The sequence below is a fragment of the Methylomonas albis genome, assembly GCF_014850955.1.
Classification (GTDB): Bacteria; Pseudomonadota; Gammaproteobacteria; order Methylococcales; family Methylomonadaceae; genus Methylomonas; species Methylomonas albis.
Genome location: NZ_JACXSS010000001.1, coordinates 4020401 through 4043765 on the forward strand (window position 1 = coordinate 4020401; position 23365 = coordinate 4043765).

15 protein-coding genes and 2 pseudogenes are annotated in these 23365 nt (G+C 52.5%); 8 read left to right on the forward strand and 9 right to left on the reverse strand.

What is annotated here, in order from left to right:
* Positions 1–73: 73 nt before the first annotated feature.
* The 5 genes from EBA_RS18470 to EBA_RS18490 all read left to right on the forward strand — a co-directional run bounded on the left by EBA_RS18470 (position 74) and on the right by EBA_RS18490 (position 4737).
* The gene (locus tag EBA_RS18470; protein ID WP_225616368.1) at positions 74–517 is read left to right on the forward strand and encodes a DoxX family protein; all 444 of its coding nucleotides are present in this window, start codon (positions 74–76) and stop codon (positions 515–517) included.
* Positions 514–1245 (forward strand): SDR family NAD(P)-dependent oxidoreductase, encoded by a 732-nt coding sequence (locus EBA_RS18475; protein ID WP_192376070.1) that lies wholly within the window; start codon positions 514–516, stop codon positions 1243–1245. The genes EBA_RS18470 and EBA_RS18475 overlap by 4 nt, the downstream gene beginning before the upstream one ends.
* Before the next feature lie 216 nt (positions 1246–1461).
* Positions 1462–2097, forward strand: a complete 636-nt coding sequence (locus EBA_RS18480; protein ID WP_192376071.1) for a protein-methionine-sulfoxide reductase heme-binding subunit MsrQ — start codon at positions 1462–1464, stop codon at positions 2095–2097.
* 253 nt (positions 2098–2350) lie between these two features.
* Complete coding sequence (locus EBA_RS18485; protein ID WP_192376072.1) at positions 2351–2794, forward strand: putative lipoprotein; 444 nt, start codon at positions 2351–2353, stop codon at positions 2792–2794.
* Positions 2795–2820: 26 nt separating this feature from the next.
* Positions 2821–4737 carry a hypothetical protein gene (locus EBA_RS18490; protein WP_192376073.1) on the forward strand — a complete coding sequence of 639 codons (1917 nt, stop codon included), beginning with the start codon at positions 2821–2823 and terminating at the stop codon, positions 4735–4737.
* A gap of 119 nt (positions 4738–4856) precedes the next feature.
* On the opposite strand, the gene EBA_RS18495 is transcribed toward EBA_RS18490, so the two are convergent.
* From EBA_RS18495 to EBA_RS18535, 9 genes and pseudogenes are all read right to left on the reverse strand, one after another.
* Positions 4857–5045: a hypothetical protein gene (locus tag EBA_RS18495; protein WP_192376074.1), complete on the reverse strand. Its 189-nt coding sequence runs from the start codon at positions 5043–5045 to the stop codon at positions 4857–4859.
* Between the two features lie 515 nt (positions 5046–5560).
* Complete coding sequence (gene tnpC / locus EBA_RS18500) at positions 5561–7156, reverse strand: IS66 family transposase (RefSeq protein ID WP_192373085.1); 1596 nt, start codon at positions 7154–7156, stop codon at positions 5561–5563.
* Positions 7157–7192: 36 nt separating this feature from the next.
* Complete coding sequence (tnpB, locus tag EBA_RS18505; RefSeq protein WP_192373083.1) at positions 7193–7543, reverse strand: IS66 family insertion sequence element accessory protein TnpB; 351 nt, start codon at positions 7541–7543, stop codon at positions 7193–7195.
* A complete protein-coding gene (locus EBA_RS18510; protein ID WP_192373081.1) occupies positions 7519–7935 on the reverse strand; it encodes a transposase in 417 nt (138 codons plus the stop codon). Before EBA_RS18510 ends, tnpB begins: the two co-directional genes overlap by 25 nt.
* 455 nt (positions 7936–8390) lie before the next feature.
* Positions 8391–8678, reverse strand: a pseudogene (locus tag EBA_RS18515) (IS66 family transposase); the annotation flags it as partial.
* Complete coding sequence (locus EBA_RS18520) at positions 8671–9084, reverse strand: IS3 family transposase (RefSeq protein WP_192376075.1); 414 nt, start codon at positions 9082–9084, stop codon at positions 8671–8673. The pseudogene EBA_RS18515 and the gene EBA_RS18520, both read right to left, overlap by 8 nt.
* Before the next feature lie 315 nt (positions 9085–9399).
* On the reverse strand, positions 9400–9552 hold the full coding sequence (locus EBA_RS18525; RefSeq protein WP_192376076.1) for a transposase: 153 nt from the start codon (positions 9550–9552) through the stop codon (positions 9400–9402).
* 192 nt (positions 9553–9744) lie between these two features.
* Complete coding sequence (locus EBA_RS18530) at positions 9745–12756, reverse strand: EAL domain-containing protein (protein ID WP_192376077.1); 3012 nt, start codon at positions 12754–12756, stop codon at positions 9745–9747.
* A 110-nt stretch (positions 12757–12866) separates the two neighbouring features.
* Positions 12867–19472 carry a cadherin-like domain-containing protein gene (locus EBA_RS18535; protein WP_192376078.1) on the reverse strand — a complete coding sequence of 2202 codons (6606 nt, stop codon included), beginning with the start codon at positions 19470–19472 and terminating at the stop codon, positions 12867–12869.
* A gap of 394 nt (positions 19473–19866) precedes the next feature.
* Between EBA_RS18535 and EBA_RS18540 the strand changes: the two genes are divergently transcribed.
* From EBA_RS18540 to EBA_RS18550, 3 genes and pseudogenes are all read left to right on the forward strand, one after another.
* Positions 19867–20733 carry an HDOD domain-containing protein gene (locus EBA_RS18540; protein ID WP_192376079.1) on the forward strand — a complete coding sequence of 289 codons (867 nt, stop codon included), beginning with the start codon at positions 19867–19869 and terminating at the stop codon, positions 20731–20733.
* 54 nt (positions 20734–20787) lie between these two features.
* A pseudogene (locus tag EBA_RS18545) lies at positions 20788–21620 on the forward strand (HDOD domain-containing protein).
* The gene (locus tag EBA_RS18550; protein WP_192376081.1) at positions 21617–23365 is read left to right on the forward strand and encodes an HlyD family efflux transporter periplasmic adaptor subunit; all 1749 of its coding nucleotides are present in this window, start codon (positions 21617–21619) and stop codon (positions 23363–23365) included. Before EBA_RS18545 ends, EBA_RS18550 begins: the two are co-directional and overlap by 4 nt.

The window sequence follows — 23365 nt, forward strand, 5'->3', positions numbered from 1 at the left end:
CACACAAAACATATGCAAACTGATAGCACCCTTTTATCAAGCGAACGGCCGGTTTTTTAGATTCGTAAGCCTATTGGATAAGCTCGTGCCCTTGGGCAATTTAATCCTGCGTTGCTGGGTAGCCTATGCGTTCTGGGTGTCGGGTTTACTCAAATTACAAAGCTGGGACAGCACCTTGTACCTGTTCGAAAACGAATACGCCGTGCCGCTATTGCCGGCAGAATTTGCCGCCATGTTGGGCACGGTGGTTGAACTGGCCGGTCCGCTGTTATTGGCAAGCGGTCTGTTTGGGCGGGGTGCGGCTGCGCTGCTGTTTCTGTTCAATCTCGTCGCGGTAATGTCCTACCCCGATTTGGGAGCAGCCGGCATTGAGCAGCATAAAGAATGGGGCATCATGCTGCTCGTCTGTTGGTTACAGGGATCGGGCAAGTTATCGCTCGATGCAGGGATAAAACGATGCCTTTTTCCACTGGTCGAATACAGCGTAGCGACGGCAAAAAATCAGGAGAAAACATGAATGCGTCAAATACTGCGCCGCCACTACAAGGCCAAACGGCATTAGTCGTTCAAGCCCATACGGGTATTGGTGCCGCGGTAGCGGAAGCGTTCGCCGCGGCCGGTGCCAAGGTGATGATTAATTATCTACATGAAAACGCGGGAGCCAACCAGGTTGCGCAACGTATTCGCATCAAACAAGGACACGCCATGATATTTCAAGCCGATGTTAGCCAGGAAAATCAAGTTAAAAGCATGTTTGATGTCCTTGTCGCTTATTGGGGTGGCCTGAATATATTGGTCACTAATACCGAGTTGGACATTGATGGCTGGACGGGGAATATCAATCCGGAGCAATGGCGGGGAATCCTTATTCAGAATCTGAGCGGGCAATTTCTGTGCGTTCGGCAGGCCATGCGAGAATTTTCCAGACAAGGCTCCCGGCCTGAATCGCCAAGTTCAGCCGCCAACATCCTCTGTGTATCCTCTTTACAAAATGTTTCAAGTCCGCCCGGGCAAGTCAGGTACGCCGTCTGCAAGGCGGAGATGAGTAGTTTGTTCAACGCTTTTGCTTCAGAGTTGAATCAAGAAAATATCGACATTGCTCTCGCTTCAGCAATTACTCCCTGCGTTGCTGAATATGCGTATAGCTACCAAACGCCGGCAATAGCATCAGGCTCGACAGCGCTTATTTCGCGCGAACAGCAGGATATCGCAACAACCGCTGTCGGCTTGGCCGCGCTTGTATAGGTCAAATCACGCGACGAATTCAAATAACTTTCACCGTGGAGAATCGCCAAAATGAAGCCCTACAAACCACTAGCCATCCCCCTCTTCGGAAATCACGCCGCAATCCTTGTTCGACGCTAAAAAATCCGCTTGCAGCGTGAGGGAACAGCAAACACCACTGAAGGATGATAGCCGTTACAACAACTTTTATGAGTTTGACACCAGTATTTTAAAGCCATGACTATTAAAAATCTCGATAACCGCGCCCTGAGCTGCGTTAAAACCCTCGTGTTTTTACTGGCCTTGCTACCGCTAACCAAATTGGCCGTAGCCGCTTATTGGGACAATTTGGGCGCCAATCCCATTGAAAAAATCACCCATAACACCGGATACTGGGCTTTGACCTTTTTGCTGATTACCTTGGCAGTCACCCCGCTACGGCGGATGTCGGGCTGGCTATGGTTGATACGTTTACGGCGCATGCTGGGCTTGTTTGCGTTTTTTTATGCCACACTGCACTTATCAACCTATTTGGTTTTGGACCAGTTTTTCGATTGGGACGCAATGGGGAAGGACATCGTCAAGCGGCCTTATATCAGCATCGGTTTTAGCGCGTTCATCATGCTGATTCCACTGGCCATCAGCTCCAGCGACGCCGCGATCCGGCGCCTGGGCGGCAAACGCTGGCGGGCATTGCACCGCTTGATCTATCCTTGCGCCGTTGCCGGTGTGGGCCATTTTTGGTGGCTGGTGAAGAAGGATCTAACCAGGCCCGTTATTTTCCTCGTATTACTGGGTTTGTTACTGGGCATACGCTTGGCTTACCGCTATTTAAACAATCGCAAACAAAAAGAAACGCTGTATGCGAACTAAGCAAACGAGAGCGCTTAACCGACGGTGATGTGTTGATTACCCGATCAAATTTAACGTCGCGTTCTAACGTTGACTCGAGCATCGCCTTACCATCTGCTTTTTGATAGGCGACGGTTCAGATGAACTTACGGTAGTTTTAGGGCGCCATGCTCACTTCACTCAATACAGAAGCTCAGTGCAAAGACGCAAAACCTTGCGTCTTTGCACATTACCGGTAAAACTAAGTCCTTTTTGAAGCCCGGCTCTCAAGCATATGAACTCATACAGACCCTTTATTTTGGCAACTACTGTTATTCTCGGAATAGCATTAATCAGCGGCTGTTCGTTTTCCACCAGTTCCGAAAGCTCGTCCGACAGTAGCACTGGAATCTTCAAAAGCGCCTCCAGTCCATTTACCTCCAGCTCCGACTCGTCGCGTAACAAGCACGATAAATACGAAACCGACGTGGCCGACTATACCGCTACCTTCGTGGTATCCAGCAGCGGTTCGCTGGATAGTTTTCGCGGGCGCATCAGCGAACTGGCCGAAAGCCACGAAATTACCAATTGGGAAAGCGACCGCGATACTTACGTGGGCATAGGCCGTGGACTTGCTAAAGCCGGGCTCGGCAAGCCGCAAATTTCGGCATTTACCGAAAGTTTGAGCAATAACGAGCCTTGGAAGAAGCAAGCCATCGAAGAAGGTTTGAAAAAATAATTCGTCCACCAATCGCCCACTTAGCTATGCCGATTGCTGGCTTGAAAAGCGCAAAGTGGGCGCTGCCGCTGGGCCTTTTATTGTGGATTACCGTTGCCGAAGCCGACCTCGGTCATCACTTAGAATTCCTGTACATAGATGCCAACGAAGGCAGCGCCAGCGGCGGTCATGCCGCGCTTAAATTCGACCAGCAGGTCTTTCATTTTCAGCACATCGAACCCGGCCTGCTGCGTCTATACCGCAACGATGCTGCGGCTTTTGAATTTGCCTACGGCTTTCAGGAAAATCGCAGCATATACGGCCACCGCATCGACGTAAATGCGGATTTTTTCCAAGTGCTACGGGATGCCTTTAATCGCCGCCTGCTAATTCAAAACCAGCAATTATCTCTGCTGCAAGCACTGCACGACGATCAAGCTCTGGCGTCAGACTTGCAAAATCCTGGTATGGCACCGCATATCTCGGTAAAAGGCCTGGGCTATTTTTTGACGCAGTATCGGCCGACTGCAACCCTACCTGTCGCTAGTGCCAATATTGCGCCCTCTAGCCAAGCGCTACAACAACTCCGCGACGCAATCGTCAAAGAATACGGACAAAACTTCTTGGTGGATAAGCGCCAGCAAACGTGGCAAAACTTGCAATCCCTCAAACCGGAATTAGCGTTTAAGACGGCAAGTGGCGAGCTGACAGATATGCGCTCTACCGCTACCAGCAGCGCATTTGCCGAGCGTTACCGCAATCAGTTATTGAATATGGCGGCAATGGATGTGCTACAAACAGGCTTGTCGCCGCGCACCGAGAGTTTATTAGCTCTGCCGGAGGCCACATTCAAACTCAGCGCCGCGCAGCTTGCCAAGCTACAAGATTTTAGACAACGCTTATTGGCTGATTTAATTTCCCTGATGCGCAGCCAACGCAACGACTGGGGTTATCCACTACTGGTGGGCATGGCCCGCTTGCATGCGTTGGACTATTCCATCGCCTCGGGTTATCTGATCGTGTTGAATCGCAGTCGCTCGGAAAATGACGATCCGCAAGCCACCATTATCGAGGATGCCAACGTGCCGGCAGCGCTGCAGTACAGTCAGCAGGTGTTTATGGCGGCGTCGGGACATCTCGATAGCCCCGCAGCACTTGATGAACTAGCTTACTCGGAGCTTGAGCTGAGCGCGACAGCGCTTATGCAATTGCATAAGCCGCGCGAGGACCAGCAGCCTTTGAAATTGCTGCCATTGACAACTACCCCGTCGCGGCCGGCGGCGGCCGAACTGATCGGTTTGCCGATACCAGCAAAGAAATTGGCAGATTTCCAAAACACTGTAACCGAGCAAATCGAAATATACCAAAATCAACTGCAGTCCCTGTATGGCTACAACCTGCTTAACCGCAATTGTGTCACTGAGATTTTCCGAGTCGTCAATCAGACTGTGGCCAGCATGGCAGTGGCAAACCAGGAAAGTACAAGGCAGGCATCACAACAGCTGCTGGGCGGTTACATGAATGAACAGGGCTTGAACATGATTCCGTTTGTCGCCTACGCGCATATCGCTGATACGTATCGACTAAGCGCCAGCTTCCAACGCGAGCCCTACAGAGAGAGACGGCGTCAACTGCGTTACCGGCAGATGCCGCAATGGCAGGTGGATTTGCAGGAATCCAACGTCCTCAGCTCGACGATCTACGACCGAAATAGGGAAGACGCAGCATTTTTATTCTTCACTCAAGATCAGATCTGGCCCAGACCATTGCTGGGTGGCTTCAATCTCGCAGTAGCTGGCGGCCAGGGGCTTTATGGTCTCTTCAGCTGGCCTTGGGATAGCGGGGATAATCTACACAAAAGCCTGAAAGGCATTGTCGTCAGCCTACCGGAGCTACTGTTCTTCAACATCCGTAAAGGCTCGTTTCCGGGATTGCTGCCAGAGGTAGGAATATATGTACCCTGAGATTTTTTAACAGGCTACTTTTGATCAGTCTGATGGTATGTCAACACTAGCCAGCAGCGGCCGTTGCCTGTGGCCCATCCAATTCCAGAGCAAGATGGTGACGACTGATGTTCCGGCCATCAGGCTCGAACGTCAATAAATCTGCCTTTGCCACCCTCGTTATTTCGATCTGCTTCTTTAGCAATCTGCTGGGTATTCTGGAACTGCTGGGCGGGGTTGTTTGGTTCGGCCTTTTTTACTATCGGAGTGTTCGCTCCGGCAACTCTATGAATTTGGGATCCGCCGCTATTAATTGACATGTATGACATGGGCTACTCTCTTGCTCTGGATTAAATCTGCTCTAGGTCGAATACTATTCCGAGCTCTCTGGCCGCGCTGCATGTTACCTCGCAGTTTCCGAAATCAGTACTCGCGGCTTACATCAAAGTGCGGCGCAACCGGCACTATTGAAAAATGACGACATAAAAAACCTGAAGCTGACTGATATTTAACAGAAATTTTCTATAAACCCTGTCAAATTCGGGTCTTGGAGCGTTAGAAACAGAGAGGCTAATATGTATACGAAGAACTTTGACTCAACAGGGAAAAATAGAGCGTGCGGCCGTTGCCGCCACCAATCATTTCTAAAAGAATTTAGGCTCGGCGAGCCAACCGGGAACTACGTTTGCGCACACTGCGGGCGCCAGCTCTCGGAAATACTGAGAACAAATGACAAATAGAGACCAGCCAAACCAGTTGGCGGGCAATCATCAAATCTTAATATACGCATAATAAATATTTAAGAAAGTAAGCGCTTATTAAACACCACCCTTGACTGAGTTTATTAACGTATGACAGAGGGTGTGAGTTGCCAAGGTAACAGGGCTTCAAAATCTTCTGCCGTTTTTGCCAAAGGCAGTTGCCGGAACACGGCAATCAAATAACCATAAGGCTCAATGCTATTGGCTTTGCAGGTTTCGATGAGCGAATAAAGACTGGCGCTGGCTTGTGCGCCACCCACCGTGTCGCTGAACAACCAGTTGCGACGGCCAATCACAAAGGGGCGAATCGCATTTTCGCAGGCGTTATTATCAATCGGCCAGCGGCCGTTCTCGACAAAACGGATCAGTTTTGGCCATTGGGCTGACAGGTAATGCAGTGCTTTGCCCAGTAAACTGTTAGGCATCACGCCATGCAGGTGTTGTAGCAGCAGTGTTTCGATATTGGCCAGGATCTCGCGACTGTGCGTTTGCCTGAATTGCAGACGTTGTTCGGGACTGGCGTCTTTGGTCCGTGATTCAATGGCGTACAACTGGCCAATCGCGGTGATAAAGCGTGTCGCTAGTGGCTCAGACACTCGGGCTGGTTTGGGCTGCGCGGCTTCGGCTTCGACGAAATAGCGTCGGGCATGCGCCCAACACCCTAAGTGAATCAGGCCGTGACCGGCAGCCAAACCGTTATAGACCTCATAACCATCGCTCATCAGAACGCTGCCGGGTTTGATGCCTTCGTATAAGGGTTGCGCCTGGCTACGACCACGCCCCGGGGTATAGCTGAACAAGCGGATCGGAGGCCCAGAATCGGTCATCTGCACCCACAAATAGCTCTTGGTCTGTGCTGCGCGCCCCGGTTCTTTGAGCACTTGCACCACGGTCTCATCACCGTGAATGACATCCGCTTCCAGTAGTCGATCCCGCAACAGATTAATCAAAGGTTGCAACGCATGTCCTACGCGCACCACACTCGCAGCCAGCGTACTGCGGGATAAATCACCGCCAAAACGGCTCAACAGCGCGGCTTGCCGGTATAACGGCAGGCCGTCCTGATATTTACCGGTAATGACCCAGGCCAGTGCCGCCTCGGTGAGCAAGCCTTTCGGAATAATCCGCACTGGTGCCGGGGTGACCCGGATACTGTCATCACAGCAGGGGCAGGCATATTTGATGCGTTGATGCTGTATCACCCGCACTTGTTGTGGAATGATGTCCAGCTGTTCACTGATTTCGGCACCGATTTCCACCAATGGGCTGCCATCATGCGCGCATACCCGTTCCGACTCTGGCAATTCATGACGGACAATCTCGCGAGGCAGATAAGGATCCAGCGGCTTGCGACCGCGTTTCTTGCGGCTATGGGGGGCGATCTGGACTTCAGTATCGGGAATGCTTTCTTCAGCCACCGGCTGTCCGGTGGGCGCCAACGCTTCGGCTTCGTTGATGAACAAGTCGCGCTGAGCAGGATTAGCTCGGGCTTCAGATTTGGCAGCAAACAGCTGCCGTAAAAAGGCATCGACCCGCTGCTTGAGCAGATCACGCTCGACGGTGACTACACGTAGTTGTTGGGTGAGCATATGCACCAACTGCTGGTCAGCTAACCACGACTGCCGCTCGGCCAATAAGGCCGCATATTCGTCAGATGTCAGCGTGATAGTCGTCGTCATAAGTGCCTATTTTACAAGGTTTTTGACGACGAAACCTCAGCTAATTTGGCTGTAGCTTCGGGCGGAATGTGGGCGCATGGCGGCCAGATCAATGCCCTCTAATAGCCAATGGAGTTGTTCCACGCTCAGCACCATCAGCGCCTCCTGCTTCGGCCAACGGAACCGGTCAGCCTCCAGGCGTTTAATCATTAACCAGAAGCCGTTGCGATCCCAGGCCAGTAACTTGATCCGATCACGGCGGCGATTGCTAAACACAAACACCGCCGACTCAAACGGGTTGAGGCTGAGTCCCTGTTCGACCAGCAGCGCCAGACCATTGATTGCTTTACGGCCGTCCACCGGCTCACGGTACAGATAAACCTTTAACCCCGGGTCGAAGCGGAACATGGCAAGTGGGCCAAGGTGTTTAATAGCGGTGATAGCTCAGCCAGGTCAATGGCCTGGAGCGTCATCTGCACACCGTTCACTAGGGTAATGGACAGCATCGCTTCGCACGTCTGAGACTTAATAACCGGTGTCAGCACCGGCACAAAAGCCGGTAGTGGCGGCACTAACTCATCGGCTTGGGTGTCACGCGCAGCGGCCTGATAGTGATTGATCCACTTTCGTAGTAGGTTAGCATTGATGCCATGCTCCAGCGCTTTGCGTGCAATCGACACACCCGGCTGCAAGCAACTCTGAACCAGCTCTTGTTTAGCGATCGGATCATAGCGGCATCGGCCATCACAGCGGTGACCGATGACTAACCGCCTGGATAACGCACTCTTTGTCTCTAGCATGTAGGTGTCCACTTAGTCGAAGGTGGACACCATCTTCGACTCTTTCAGTTATCGATGACAGACGTAGTTAAATGAGCGCTTACTTAAGAAAGCTCGGATAAGCTAGTTACGCGCAATAGGATCTTGCTATTTGTCTCAAGCTTAACAAGGAAAAACCATGATCAATAAACAATCGAAATCGATAGCGTCAATTATCGAACCAAAACACTGCATTCATCCGGCATTGATTGAGGAATACGCGTATGGGGGACCAACGGGGAATTTCATATGTGTGGAATGTGAGTCCTTGGTGTCAAACTCACCGACTAGACCGACCCGCGTGACCAAACACACCGCGCATTTAAAAACAGTCACGCCTTTGAGGTTGCCTGCTTTTATTGTTTAAGCCACTACCGATACAAGACACTGGAATTATCCAATAAGGCATGTGCCCAGAACCGACTGGAATGGTCTTGGGCTTCAATGTTCGCCAAAACGGGTCGACTCTGTTCCTGGTGCCCACGCTGTTCCGCGCGGAGGTCTTTCGCTTTGACCTCAATGGCATACGGTTCGCCGATCACCACAATAAACTGAGTCGCCAGTGATTCCGGCTCACACGCGGCTGTGGGGATGGCCGTTTCTGCTTCAACAAAATAACGGCGCGCATGCGCCCGGCAGCCGAAGTGAGTCGCACCACGCACCGCCGCAATGGCGTTATACACTTCATAGCCGTCGCTCATCAGTACTGCGCCGGGTTTAATGCCGATAGTAAAAATCCATCGAATGAGGAAATGTCAACAGACCAGCTCCGCCGGTATGTTGGGCGCCATGGCCCAACCGACGATTTTGCGCGAATACAAGTCCAGCACCACCGCCAGATATACCCAAGGGCACAAGCAGCCAACCGCTCAGGGTCCGAATGTAGGTGATGTCCGAAACCCAGGCTCGGTTGGCCTCAACCTGCTCAAACTGGCGATCCAGCACGTTTTCGTACACCGGCAAATTTTGGTTGGTGTCGGTGGTGTGCACGAACTTGGGTTTCCAGGTCGGCTTACGCCGGAGTTCCTTCATCAGGCTACGCACGCGATGACGCCCTATCTCAATTCCTTGTTCTGCCAATGCCTTGCGCAGACGGCGGCGGCCATAGCATTGACCAGTCGCTTCGAACACACTGCGCAGTCGAACCCGCGTGCCGCAATGCGTTTGAGGCTGACGAACTCGTCGTCGGGCATATCATCCCGAACGGCTGACGCCCAGCAACTGGCAACCCTGTTGTATCGTCATGGCCTTCTCTGACGTTAACTGTTGAATCATTTGGTGTTTCATCGCAGTTCCCGAGCAAAGATACCCTCAGGGCATAACAGGCCGAAGCCTTTTTTAGCAATTCGTTATCCGCACGCAATTACCAATTTTCTAATTCCAGCAGCCGAATCCGCTGTTGATCAGGAGTTAACGGCATTGCCAATGCCCGACTGGCCGTTTTGTTTAGCCTCCACCTGCTTCAGCCACCTGACGTACCGGCGTCTCGCCTAACTTGGGCTCCAGGCAAACCTGAGCCACCGTCAGTCCTTGCTGCTGGACCATCTTCACCACTTGCAGCTTAAACGCCGCATCAAAACTTCGCCTTTCTTGTTTCATCAAGCACCTTGTAGATTGATAGTTTATCCCCCTATCCGGGTGCCCATTTATATTAGACCACTACACACTTATCCACAGCCGGCCACTCAAAAAACCGGCTCCAAGCCCTAGTCAAATTTCAATCGGGACGGGTGGTCAATTTTCTCCTGGCGCCAACAGAGGGATAGTGGGGGTTAAAAGAGCGCTTACGAATTACCCTTTTAGACGTGTTGGGCTACTTCTCACACCAGCTTTGCTAAACATTTTTTCGATCTCTTCAGCAGGAATGGGTTTGCTGAGCAAATAACCTTGAATTTCGTCGCAGCCGTATTCAGCCAAAATATCAAATTGGTTTTGGGTCTCTACGCCTTCGGCAATCACCATCATGCTCATGGAATGGGCAATGTTGATTAACATCTTGACAATTTTTTGGTCGTTCTCGTCGTCGCATATATCGATGATAAACGATCTATCGATCTTTAAGTTGTCTACCGGTAGGTTTTTCAGATAACTCAAAGAAGAATAGCCGGTACCGAAATCATCGATGGATATTGCAATACCCCGACTGCTAAGTCGCTTTAAGGCTGTCAATGCCGATTGGAAATTATTCATCAACGTAGTTTCCGTCACTTCCAATTCCAGTTGTCTTGGTGCGATCTGGTATTCCGCGATGATCGCGAGGACTTTTTCAACAAAATCATCCTGTTTCAATTGCACAGCGGATAAATTCACGGCAATTTTGCGATTCATAAAGCCCATCTCCTCCCACTGTTTGAGTTGATGGCAGGCCGTTCGGATTACCCATTCGCCGATTGTAACAATTAAGCCTCGTTGTTCGGCAAAGTCGATAAACTCAAAAGGTGCAAGTAGTCCCTTGCTGGGGTGTCTCCACCGAATCAAGGCTTCTACTCCAACGACGGCCTTGGTGGCGACATCCATTTTAGGTTGGTAAAACAATTCCCACTCTTGGGTCTGAATAGCCCTACGCAGTTCTTTATCTAAGTGCAGATGCTTGATCGACAATTCCTGCATCTGGTTGTCAAAAAACTGAAAGCTAGTTTCAGATGATGTCTTTTTACAGAATGTTTTGGCCGTGATGGCATTGTTGATTAGGACATCAACCGAATTTGCATCGGCCGGATACAAGCTGATGCCGATGTGACCAGTAATATAAATACTGTTGCCATCAATCTCGACTGGCACGCCTAAAGCACCTATCAGTCGCTCGACCATCCAGGTTACTCCTTCCTTATTCGGTAGTTCCGGAATTAACACGGCAAATACATCGCCGCCGATTCGGGAAAGCGTCAAGCGCGAGATGTCGTCACTTTTTCTGAAGGTGACATTCAAGCGGTCGGCGATTTCTTTCAAAACCTTGTCGCCGACCTCACGGCCTAGGGTTGCGTTAATCATGCCGAACATACCGATATCGATCACAAATATGGCTGCCAAATGGCTATATCGATGACCTCTTTCAATGACCTGATTAACCCTGTCGTAAAATAAAACCTGGTTGGGCAAGCCGGTAAGTTGGTCGTAGTGCTTGGAATAATCAAGTTCTGTCGAGATTTGCGAGGCTATTTGTTCAAGTTCATCAACCCTTAGTTGCAATTTGGAGACTTTGCTGTCGTCCTCAGCCATCTCTGTATGAGTTGCAGTTTGGTTATTTTCGGCGGGCTGCGCATCGGATTTAACTTTTTCTGCAAATTCGTTTTGCAGTTGCCAGCGGACGACCCGGTTCCGGCCTGATTCCTTAGCAACATATAACGCTTCATCGGCAAATTTATTGAGTTCGCTCGGGTCTTCAGGTTTATCGAAGATACTGGCGACACCCAAACTGGCGGTGACCCATGGCCCGGTTTCGTAACGGGCGACCGATTCGGATTTGATGCGCAAGCGGATACGCTCGGCCACCGTAATGGCTTCGTCAACGCTTAAACCGGGTAACACCACGCAAAACTCTTCACCGCCGTAACGGCCAACCAAATCAATTTTGCGGGTGTTGGTGGTTAAGATTTCGGCCAGTAATTTGATGATGACATCACCGGTTGCATGGCCGTAATTATCGTTAACCAGTTTGAAATGGTCGATGTCGACCATAATGCAGGATAGCTCCAAATTGTTTTGCAGGGCATCGGCAAATGCTTTTTCAAACAGTTCGTTAAATGCCCGCCGATTTAAACAGCCGGTCAGGGAATCTCTGGTTGCTAGAAAGTGCAATTCCTTGTTTTGTTCTTTAACCTGAGCCTGACTTTCCTCCAACTTGCTGACCATGGTTTGCAATTTGGTATTGCGTTCCTCTATTTCGGTAATGTCGTCCAGGGTAATCAGCACGCCTTGTGTAGCCTCGTTGCCGCCAAGAATCGGCGAGGCATTGATGACAAATTTAAAGTTCACATCGTTAGGACCGACTAATTTTAAATGGTTGCCAATCGAACGTTTGCCGGTTTTTAACACGGTTTGCCAGGGTAGGTAGGTGTCGCTTGTCGCATCGTCGGCACTTTTCCATTTTAATTTCGAGGCTTTTTTCCCCATCAAAGCGGCCATGGGGCTGGCGATTTTTTGCAAAAATGCATTATTGGCCAACACGATCTGTTCCTGCTCATCAATAATAATCACACCTTCCGCCAACGTATCGAAAGCCGCATTTACCCGGCCGGGTATCACAGCGCTGGGGTCGAGCATTTTCAAGGTTCTGAGCATGAACGCCAGGTAAATAAAAAAGCCGACAACCAAAAAGAATATCGCCATTTTAAAGCTGGGGTGCTCAAAAAAATCCGCAGCGGACTCCCCGGCGATAGGGGCGAATTTAAATTCAATATCCCCCCATTTTTCCGAATCTCGAAAAATAGGCACCACCAAGTGTGTAGACGTGGATTTTTTGCTATCGTAATCGGCCCATTCCTGTAGGTGGTCGTTTACTTGAAAAACTAACTGACCGCTCTGCAAGCGGATTCCTGCTGAAAGAATGTCCGGACTTCGCTTGATCAGGGCGTTGAGCATTCGCTCAATCCGGCGAGGGTCTTGATCGGGGGCGATGGTAGAAAATTGAATGGCTAGCGCTTCGCTGACTTGTTTGCGCGACTCCAGCATAAACTTGGACTTATCCGGCATGAATCCCAACATTTCTGCCGTAAATAGTAAGCAGATACTAAGCAACACCAAAGCCAGGCTGATGCGCATTGCCGGCAATAAAACTCCAACAGTCTTTTTTAGGGTGTCCATGTTCTTAAAAGATGCGATCCCAGAATATGAAATAGAAAACTCAAGCAAGGAGTTTTAGGTGATTGCTAGGTATCCTTAGAGTCCGAGGCTGCGGTGTCAAGCACATTGGGTTAATTGTTTTTTGCCGGAGTTGTTTTTTTGACTGACCGCATTATGGGTAATGGATCAAAGCGTTTTAGTAAAGGTACCGTAGACATTAAACTGGCTAATAGCGATCCTGCCCGCAAGATCCAGCTGACAAATCCGGCAGTGAGACCGGCGCTAGTTCCTAGGATAATTTTAATGTTCACCGGATTGGCGTCGGCCACGACCTCAGGATCGCTCATTTGCTTGCGAATGTTTTCCAATCTGTTCCAAAACTCCATTTCCTCATGTTCGGTGAAGGCAGTCTGGCTGTCGATATTATATTGTTCGAAAGAGATGTGCTTGGTTTGCAGGTGATATTTCCGGCCATTTTCGTTGCGCTGTTCTTCGCTACTCCTACTGCCTGATAGTTCGGAAAATTTAGTTATGTTTACATCGTTCGTCAAAGCAGTTGGTGCCAAAACTAATTCATCGCCAATCGCTTTGTTGTCTTTGCCAACTTCATTGGTCAGTTTGTCTATATGGGCGTTTAAATCGTCAATTACTTCAAATTGATTGGTAAGAGTGCGATGGCTTGAGCCGCTATTTGATTGAGTGTTTTCGCCCTGATTTTTATCATTTAACCCATTTTTTTGATTGTAGGTAATGATGTCCTGCAAAGTATTGGTCGTATCGTCAGCCGCAACATAGTTAATGCTGGCCGCCACCGGACTGGAACTCACTATCCCGTCGTTGACGGTGACGCTGAAGCTCGGTGCCACTTCGTTACCGTCGTCGACAAATTGCACTTGGCCGGCCGCGAGATTGGCTGAGCTGAAGCTGGCGACGCTGACGCCGGGGTTGGTCGTCAGTTGGAAGTAGCCACCGGCCACGCTGGCGACCGTGTAGGTAAAGCTGGCATTGTCGAGATCAGTGACGCCGAAGTTGGCGGCCGACAGGGTGACGGTCTCGCCTTCGTTCAACGTCAAGCTGGCATTGCTGATCACCGGCGCATCGTTGACAGCGGTATAACTGATCGTCGCGGATAAGGTATTGGAGCTGAGATTGCCGTCGCTGACTGTGATGTCAAAACTCGGTGCGACTTCATTGCCGTCGTCGACAAACTGCACCTGGCCGGCGGCCAGCTGGGCAGTCGTAAAGCTAGTGATCGGCGTACCGGCTGCCGAGGTCAATTGGAAGTACCCGCCGGCAACACTGCTGACCGTGTAGGTGACGCTGGCGTTGTCGGGGTCTGTGACGCCGAAGTTGGCAGCCGATAGCGTCACCGTTTGGCCTTCGTTCAAGCTTAGGCTGGCGCTGGTCAGCACCGGGGCGTCGTTGACACCGGTGTAGTTGATCGTGGCCGCCAGGGTGTTGGAGTCCAGGACGCCGTCGTTGACGGTGACGCTGAAGCTCGGTGCCACTTCGTTACCGTCGTCGACAAATTGCACTTGGCCGGCCGCGAGATTGGCTGAGCTGAAGCTGGCGACGCTGACGCCGGGGTTGGTCGTCAATTGGAAGTACCCGCCGGTAACACTGCTAACCGTGTAGGTGAAACTGGCGTTGTCGGGGTCGCTGACGCCGAAGTTGGCGGCCGACAGGGTAACGGTCTCGCCTTCGTTCAACGTCAAGCTGGCAGTGCTGATCACCGGGGCGTCGTTGACAGCGGTGTAGTTGATCGTGGCCGCCAGGGTGTTGGAGTCCAGGGCACCGTCGTTGACGGTGACGCTGAAGCTCGGTGCCACTTCGTTACCGTCGTCGACAAACTGCACCTGGCCGGCGGCCAGCTGGGCGGTCGTAAAGCTAGTGATCGGCGTACCGGCTGCCGAGGTCAATTGGAAGTAGCCGCCGGCAACACTGCTGACCGTGTAGGTGAAGCTGGCGTTGTCGGGGTCTGTGACGCCGAAGTTGGCAGCCGATAGGGTGACGGTCTCGCCTTCGTTCAAGGTCAAGCTGGCAGTGCTGATCACCGGGGCGTCGTTGACACCGGTGTAGTTGATGGTGGCCGCCAGGGTGTTGGAGTCCAGGGCACCGTCGTTGACGGTGACGCTGAAGCTCGGCGCCACTTCATTGCCGTCATCGACAAACTGCACCTGGCCGGCGGCCAGCTGGGCGGTCGTAAAGCTAGTGATCGGCGTACCGGCTGCCGAGGTCAATTGGAAGTAGCCGCCGGCAACACTGCTGACCGTGTAGGTGAAGCTGGCGTTGTCGGGGTCTGTGACGCCGAAGTTGGCAGCCGATAGCGTCACCGTTTGGCCTTCGTTCAAGCTTAGGCTGGCGCTGGTCAGCACCGGGGCGTCGTTGACACCGGTGTAGTTGATCGTGGCCGCCAGGGTGTTGGAGTCCAGGACGCCGTCGTTGACGGTGACGCTGAAGCTCGGTGCCACTTCGTTACCGTCGTCGACAAATTGCACTTGGCCGGCCGCGAGATTGGCTGAGCTGAAGCTGGCGACGCTGACGCCGGGGTTGGTCGTCAATTGGAAGTACCCGCCGGTAACACTGCTAACCGTGTAGGTGAAACTGGCGTTGTCGGGGTCGCTGACGCCGAAGTTGGCGGCCGACAGGGTAACGGTCTCGCCTTCGTTCAACGTCAAGCTGGCAGTGCTGATCACCGGGGCGTCGTTGACAGCGGTGTAGTTGATCGTGGCCGCCAGGGTGTTGGAGTCCAGGGCACCGTCGTTGACGGTGACGCTGAAGCTCGGTGCCACTTCGTTACCGTCGTCGACAAACTGCACCTGGCCGGCGGCCAGCTGGGCGGTCGTAAAGCTAGTGATCGGCGTACCGGCTGCCGAGGTCAATTGGAAGTAGCCGCCGGCAACACTGCTGACCGTGTAGGTGAAGCTGGCGTTGTCGGGGTCTGTGACGCCGAAGTTGGCAGCCGATAGCGTCACCGTTTGGCCTTCGTTCAACGTCAAGCTGGCAGTGCTGATCACCGGGGCGTCGTTGACACCGGTGTAGTTGATCGTGGCCGCCAGGGTGTTGGAGTCCAGGGCACCGTCGTTGACGGTGACGCTGAAGCTCGGCGCCACTTCATTGCCGTCATCGACAAACTGCACCTGGCCGGCGGCCAGCTGGGCGGTCGTAAAGCTAGTGATCGGCGTACCGGCTGCCGAGGTCAATTGGAAGTAGCCGCCGGCAACACTGCTGACCGTGTAGGTGAAGCTGGCGTTGTCGGGGTCTGTGACGCCGAAGTTGGCAGCCGATAGCGTCACCGTTTGGCCTTCGTTCAAGCTTAGGCTGGCGCTGGTCAGCACCGGGGCGTCGTTGACACCGGTGTAGTTGATCGTGGCCGCCAGGGTGTTGGAGTCCAGGACGCCGTCGTTGACGGTGACGCTGAAGCTCGGTGCCACTTCGTTACCGTCGTCGACAAATTGCACCTGGCCGGCGGCCAGCTGGGCAGTCGTAAAGCTAGTGATCGGCGTACCGGCTGCCGAGGTCAATTGGAAGTACCCGCCGGCAACACTGCTGACCGTGTAGGTGAAACTGGCGTTGTCGGGGTCGCTGACGCCGAAATTGGCGGCCGACAGGGTGACGGTCTCGCCTTCGTTCAAGGTCAGGCTAGCGCTGGTCAGCACCGGGGCGTCGTTGACACCGGTGTAGTTGATCGTGGCCGCCAGGGTGTTGGAGTCCAGGGAGCCGTCGTTGACGGTGACGCTGAAGCTCGGCGCCACTTCGTTACCGTCGTCGACAAATTGCACTTGGCCGGCGGCCAGCTGGGCGGTCGTAAAGCTGCTGATCGGCGTACCGGCTGCCGAAGTCAATTGGAAGTAGCCGCCGGCCACGCTGCTAACCGTGTAGGTGAAACTGGCGTTGTCGGGGTCGCTGACGCCGAAATTGGCGGCCGACAGGGTGACGGTGTCGCCTTCGTTTAAGGCCAGGCTGGCGCTGGTCAGCACCGGGGCGTCGTTGACGGCCGTAATCGTAATATTCCGAGTGGCGCTGGCACTACTCAACGAGCCGTCGTTGACCGCAAACGAGACCGTGCGCGTTGCGGTACTGGGCGAATCTGACGAATTGGCGTAAGTAACGCTGCGCAACGCTGTTTGATAGTTAGCTACCGATGAGCTACCGGTCAGGGTCAGCACCCCCGTGCTGGCATCCCAACTACCGGAGATGCCGTTCTGGTTAGTGAAGGCCAGCGTATCCTCACCGCTGGCAAAGCCGGAGGAAATGGTTACCGTTGCGCTGGCGAGATTGGTGCTGTCTAGATCAGTGACCGTGAGTAAGCTATCGACTACTGTGGCTCCCGCATTTTCAGTGTAAGACAGCGTGCCAACGGTGGTATTGAGCACCGGTGCGTCATTGATCGCGGAAACGGTAATCGCCACAATATCGGTGTCAGTCTTCGACAGGTCGGTGGCTAGCGTAGCAATTTCAGATGCTGTGAGCACTCGGTTGTATATCCTGGCATCGTCGATTTTGCCGTTGAAGTCCCAGGTTGTAGCGCCGTCGCCGTGTTTACCGATAAAGCTATCCACGCCAAGTGTGTAGCTGATAGAGTCAGTCGTGGCGGTGGAGCCAACCGCCACGCCGTCAAGGTAGAGCGTAGCCATATTGCCCGCATCGTCGAACGAAAAGGCTACATGATGCCAACCAGCTCCCGCGAGAGTGGTTGTGTAAAAAGTTTGTGGCCAATTAATCCCATTGTAGTAAAAGCCGTTCAGTCGCCCACCGTCATCAAGCGCAATACCTACACTATCGCCCAGTGAAATAACCATAGCCCCATTAGTATCAGCTGTAGTCAGATTCACCCAGGCTGCCAACGTCAAATTTGCTGAATTGCCAAAATGTCCCGTTGTGTGGATGTAGCCGTTACCCGCCAAACTCAGCACATTGCCTCGTGTAGCATCGTTCACCGACGTGCCATTTACCACCGTGCCATTGTAACCCGCGGCCGGACTGGTGTCGGTGCCGAGCACACCAGTGTTATCAAAGGTATAGCGGCCTTTCAGGCTGGTGTCGATGTCCAGACTCAATAACACCGAATCTTTGGTCGATACGGTCAAGGTCCCGCTGCCGTTGTAGTTGGCGGTGGGCGTATAGCTCAGGCCATCTAAAGCAGTATTGATCGCGCTGGCGGTACCTCGGAAAGTCATCGTGACATCGGCCGTGCCGTCGCCAGTCACAAAGGTCAGGCCACTGGTACCGGCCAAAGTTAGTGTGCCATTGGTTACCGTCAGGGTAATTTCGTTGTTTGCGCCGCCGGCATCTACATCGGCAATGGTAATCGCATTGCCATTGGCCGATGAGAACACTTTGGCTGTGTCTTCGTTGCTGGTTTGGGCGGCCGGTACCGTATTTACTGGCGCGATGTTTGTGCTTGCTTTGACAGATACCGCACCTATCGACCAATTGGCAGCAAGTAACGCTGAACCGCTCATCGTTACTGAGCTCGCGCCTTCCTCCGCGGAAGAGCCTGCCTTTGCCGTAGACAATAGGGAAGAGCTAGTCCATTGCGAAGTTTGCCCGGTACCCGTTGTATCCGCTGAAATAGCTTTCCAATACTGCACATCGATAACCAAATCGCCAGTCGCACTGGCGACATTCACCGTGCCTGATCCTCCCAACAAACCGGTGGTGCCGGTGTTGCCAGCGTAAGTACCGTAGGGCGTCGATTGGTTAACACCATTAAAGGTGGATGCACCCGCAGCGGCTTCTGTATTTCCGGTAAATGATATAACGACGTTATCGGTTCCCTCTGTGGGGTTAATCAATGCCCAGATTTCGACGGCGTGATTGGCTGCTGTGCGTCCGACGCGGGTAAGATCGGCGGTACCGTATTTAACGCTGTTGACTCCAGCGTTGACATCATCAATGGCAATCTCGACGAATAGCACCCGGTCGACGCCGGCATTCACGGTATGCGACCAAGTTAAGCTGGTTGCATAGAGGGTTTGGGTGGATGTCACGGTACCATTAGAGGTTACCGCTAACACATCTGACCATTGCTGTTGAAACTCGACACTCACCGCGCTTTGGGCCTCGATGGTGCCGGTTTGATACTCAAGCTGCCAGTCGCCACCTAAATCACTACTACCAGTGGCGTCTGTGGAAGCCGCGACTTCGGTATTGGTGATGCCGGACAAATAATCGACAAAGCTCTGGCCAAACTGGGTTTCCGCGACATTACAGCCGTAAAGCATAATATCGCCGCTGTCTTTAAAGGCATTGCCCCAGGCACTGATGTCGGTCTGGTTTTGAATCAGGGTATCAAAATTGAGCTGGCTGTTGCCTAAATCCAGGCTACCGTCACTGCCATGGGAAATGATATGCACCGCATCCAGATTGTCGCGCTCGGCTAGAATTTGCGAGATTTGTTGGATGCCGTCGCTGCTGCTGTCCAGCGTAATAATTTCCAGATTACGGTCGGAGACATCACTGCTTTTGATGTCATTCAACAGCGATTGGTAATTGTCAACGCGAGTATCGACAAAGACAATTTCGTTGCGAGTGGTTTCGCTAGCGCTGGTTTGCGTGGCTGGCTGCTGAATCTCAGCGGGTGGTGTGGCATCGGCGTTGACATAAACCGCATTTGCCTCGACAAGCTGTTCAGTCAACAGTCCCTCTACCCCACCGGAAAACAATTGTCGAGCTTCCAATTCTTCCAGAATCGGCTTCGAGTGATAGTGTTTTAAAGGCGATTTTGAACTCATGGACCCAAGGCAGTCTGGTTGACCAAACAACGTTAAACACTGTTTGCGCCTTTTTCGGCGATTCTGTTGAATTGTAGCCTCATTCGCGTAAATTTTTCTGCGACCGTCACTGGCAATCCAAACCTTAAATGCCGACCGAGCAAATAAAATGTATGGTTCTTGCTGAGAAAATCTGGAAAGGAGGTTGCCGTGACAGCCTTGCGCTGAGGAGAAACCGAAATCACTTTTGCTATAGCCGCAAAAACCGAGGCAAGCCTACATTGCCAATAACCGCTTGGCCGGAAGTTGTCCTGCGCCCTATCTGACCGGCAATGCTGACCTATACTACTAAGTGTCCGTTTCCCCCACTATACTTGCCGTCAATGTGAACATTGTCTAATTAGGAGAGACTCCCTTGCATACTGCCGCAGTGGTCCGCACGCAAGCGGGTTTAATCGAACAAACCTTGGAGGATATTAAAGGGTTAATGTCGTTACCCGAGGTCTATCAAAGGGTTAGAGCTTTAATAGACGACCCCAACTCCGACATTGATCAGTTTGTCGAAGTGGTTGCCAGCGATCCCAATTTAACCGTGGCAGTCCTGAAAGTTGCCAATAGCGCCTTTTTCGGCTTCGCCGGCAAAATTGACAGTCTCAACCGGGCTGTGAATATGCTGGGCATCGGCCAGTTGCACGATCTGGTGCTGGCGACGTCGGCGATTGCCTCTTTGCAATTGCCTAACGACATCATGCCGCTGAAAACCTTTTGGCGCTTCAGTTTGTTCTCCGCGGTGCTAACCCGGTTGTTGGCAAGCCAGCTAAAAATCCCCAAGAGCGAACGCTTGTTTGTGATTGGTTTGTTATACGAGATAGGGCATCTGGTGCTTTACGCAAAGCACCCTGAGTTGGCCAAGCGCGCGATCGAGTTATCCCGGAACAACCAGGAAATGCTGCACACCGCTGAACAAAAACTGTTTGGTATGCATTATGGCGAGATCGGTGCGAAGCTGATGGCGCAATGGTGCTTACCGGCGCATTTTCAAGATATTGTGCATTATCAGCCCACCCCTGATCTTGCCCCGGAGCAGCGCAGGGAAACGGCACTATTGCATCTGGTGCGGGCGTGTGCCGAAAAATACATATTCGGGCATATGAGTGCAATCGAGCAGAGCGTATCCGCAGACATTTGGGATATTTTGCAGCTCAACTCCGAACTGTTGACGGACACTGTCGAAAAAGCGCTAAAAGCTGCGACTGAGATGGAAAAGCTCATGTTCAACTGATCCCCTATGAAAGCCGAACAACAATTCCTGTGCGATTTGGCCGAAAAAATTTCGATGCCCGAGGTGTATCAGAAAATCAGGTTGTTACTCGAAAAACCGGATGCCAGAATCCGCGATTATGTCGCGGTGCTACATACCGATTCGATGCTGACTATCCGCATAATTCGCATGGCCAACAGCAGCTTCTTTGGCTTTAACCGCAAAGCCGATGATCTGTATGATGCAATAAGCTTGATCGGCACCATCCAGTTGCATGATTGGCTGCTGAGTAGTTTGTGTATGCGGACGTTCTGCAACATTCCTGGCGCGGTGCTGGATCTGAAACAATTCTGGTTGCACGCTATCGAATGCGGGATTGCTTGCCGCACCTTGGCCAAGCTAAGCGGCTTGCCGGGGGGCATCGTTTTTTCACGCTGGGATTGTTGCTGGAAATCGGCCACGCCGCCATGTTTGTCAAGGCGCCGGAACAGGCGCTGGACGCCTTGCTAGCCAGCCAGGCAGCGGGTTTGCCGATAGACGAACAGGAGCGCCAGGTGTTTGGCTTTGACTATTGCCAGCTGGGCTCGGAACTGATGCGCTTGTGGCATTTGCCGGAGGTATATTCCCACATCATTGGTCATCACTTGCACCCCGAAAGCACCGATCCAAATTACCGCAACGAAACCTATCTGATTTATCTGGCTCAGCAAGTGTTTGCCGAATCTGAACAATTTCATAAAGCGTTTAACGATCTTCAGCGCATCCACCCACAATTTGCGCAGGTTCCCGTGAATTTGAAAGATCTGGTCAATCAGGAAATAGCCGCGCATCTCGATGAAGTCTTCCTGATGTTATGCCCGCTGGCCTTCGCCGCCGACTCGGCCAGTCAAGGGAGCGTTCTGCCATGAGCACGCGCTTTGCCCAACAGTGGCTGGACATTCTGTGCCGCCTAGTCCCGCACACCCAGGCCGCTATGCTCATGGTGATGGATGCCGACGGCAAAACATTAAGGCCACTGGCCGAGTGGCCGGCAACTATCACAGATACCGTTGAGTTATCGGCGATCTGCAAATTGACGCTGGATAAAAATCAGCCGACTTGTGTTCCCAATGTCTTACAACCCGACCAGCGCCATTACGATATGTTCGGGCTACCGGTCGTGGATGAGTCGGTATTGCTGGGCGCACTGGTGCTCAAACTGGAGCATGCGGACGTCGATAACCGGCAGATGGTATTCGATACACTGCGGCAGAGCTTGCAATGGTGGCGATTGGCGCACGGCCGCGGACAACAAAACGACGACTTTTACGCCTCGATAGTGGGTTTGCTAGCCGCCTGTTTCCAGCAAAACACTTACCCCGAAGTATTGATTAGCCTCGCTACCGAACTACCCCGGCTACTGAATTGCGACCGGATAGCCATCGGCGAATTCAAGGACAATTACAGTACGGTGGTGGCGATCTCCAATAACGCGCAATTGGATCAGCAAGCCAATCTGTTGCAAAAAATCGCCGACGCGATGGACGAAGCCATCGAGCAGGACGCCGTGGTGTCAGTACCCGACACCAAATCAGTCGGCATCCAGCGCGCCCATCAGGAAATTATCCGCAAGTATGGCTACGGTTCATTGCTGACCGTGCCGATGCTGCATGGCGGTGAGTTTATCGGCGCGATCACCTTGTTACGCGGCGAAGAGCAGCCGTTCGCCAAGGAAGCAGTGCGGCTTTGCGAACAAGCTCTGGCTTTGCTCGGGCCTTACATGACTTTAAAAAAGCGCGATGAACAAGCGTTAACGCTAAAAATCGGTGCGACACTCAAACAACGCCTGAGCGCCTTGTTCGGCGTGCAACACTTTAAGTTGAAGCTGACTGCCATCAGTCTATTAGCATTTCTATTGGTCTCCGCGGTGCTGCGCGGCGATTTTCGGCTGACCGCCGATGCGGTGTTGGAAGGCAAGATTCAACGCGTGGTGGCGGCACCGATTACCGGCTTTTTGCAAGCAGCCTCGGCGCGGGCCGGTGACACGGTACGTCAAGGCGAAGTGATGGCCAGCCTGGACGACGCGGAACTGCAATTGGAACTGAACAAGCTGGATGGGCAACTGCAAAAATTCCGCCGCGAATACCGCGAAGCTCTGTCTGGTGGCGATCTGGTAAAAGTCCGCGTCATCAGCGCACAAATTGAGCAAGCCGATGCGGAAATGGAACTGACTCGCCAGCAGTTGCAGAAAGTCAATCTGGCCGCGCCGTTCGATGGCGTAGTGATTGAGGGCGATTTAAGCCAGAAACTCGGTTCGCCGGTCGAACGCGGCGAAATCCTGTTCAAAATCGCCCCATTGTCGGGCTACCGCATCATTCTGAAAGTGGATGAAAGCTTGATTTCCTATGTTGCGGAAGGCCAAAAAGGCGAATTGGTGCTGGCCAGCATGCCAAGTCAAACCTTTCCGTTACGGGTGCAAAAGATTACCGCAGTCGCCAAAACCGATAGCGGCAAAAACATCTTCCGCGTCGAAGCCAGTCTGGAAAACGCGCCTGAACTGTTACGGCCGGGCATGGAGGGCATAGGCAAAATCGCGGCCGGCCGGGCCAGCTTGTTGTGGATCTGGAGCCACGATATGCTGGCTTGGCTGCGCTTATGGATTTGGTCGTGGTGA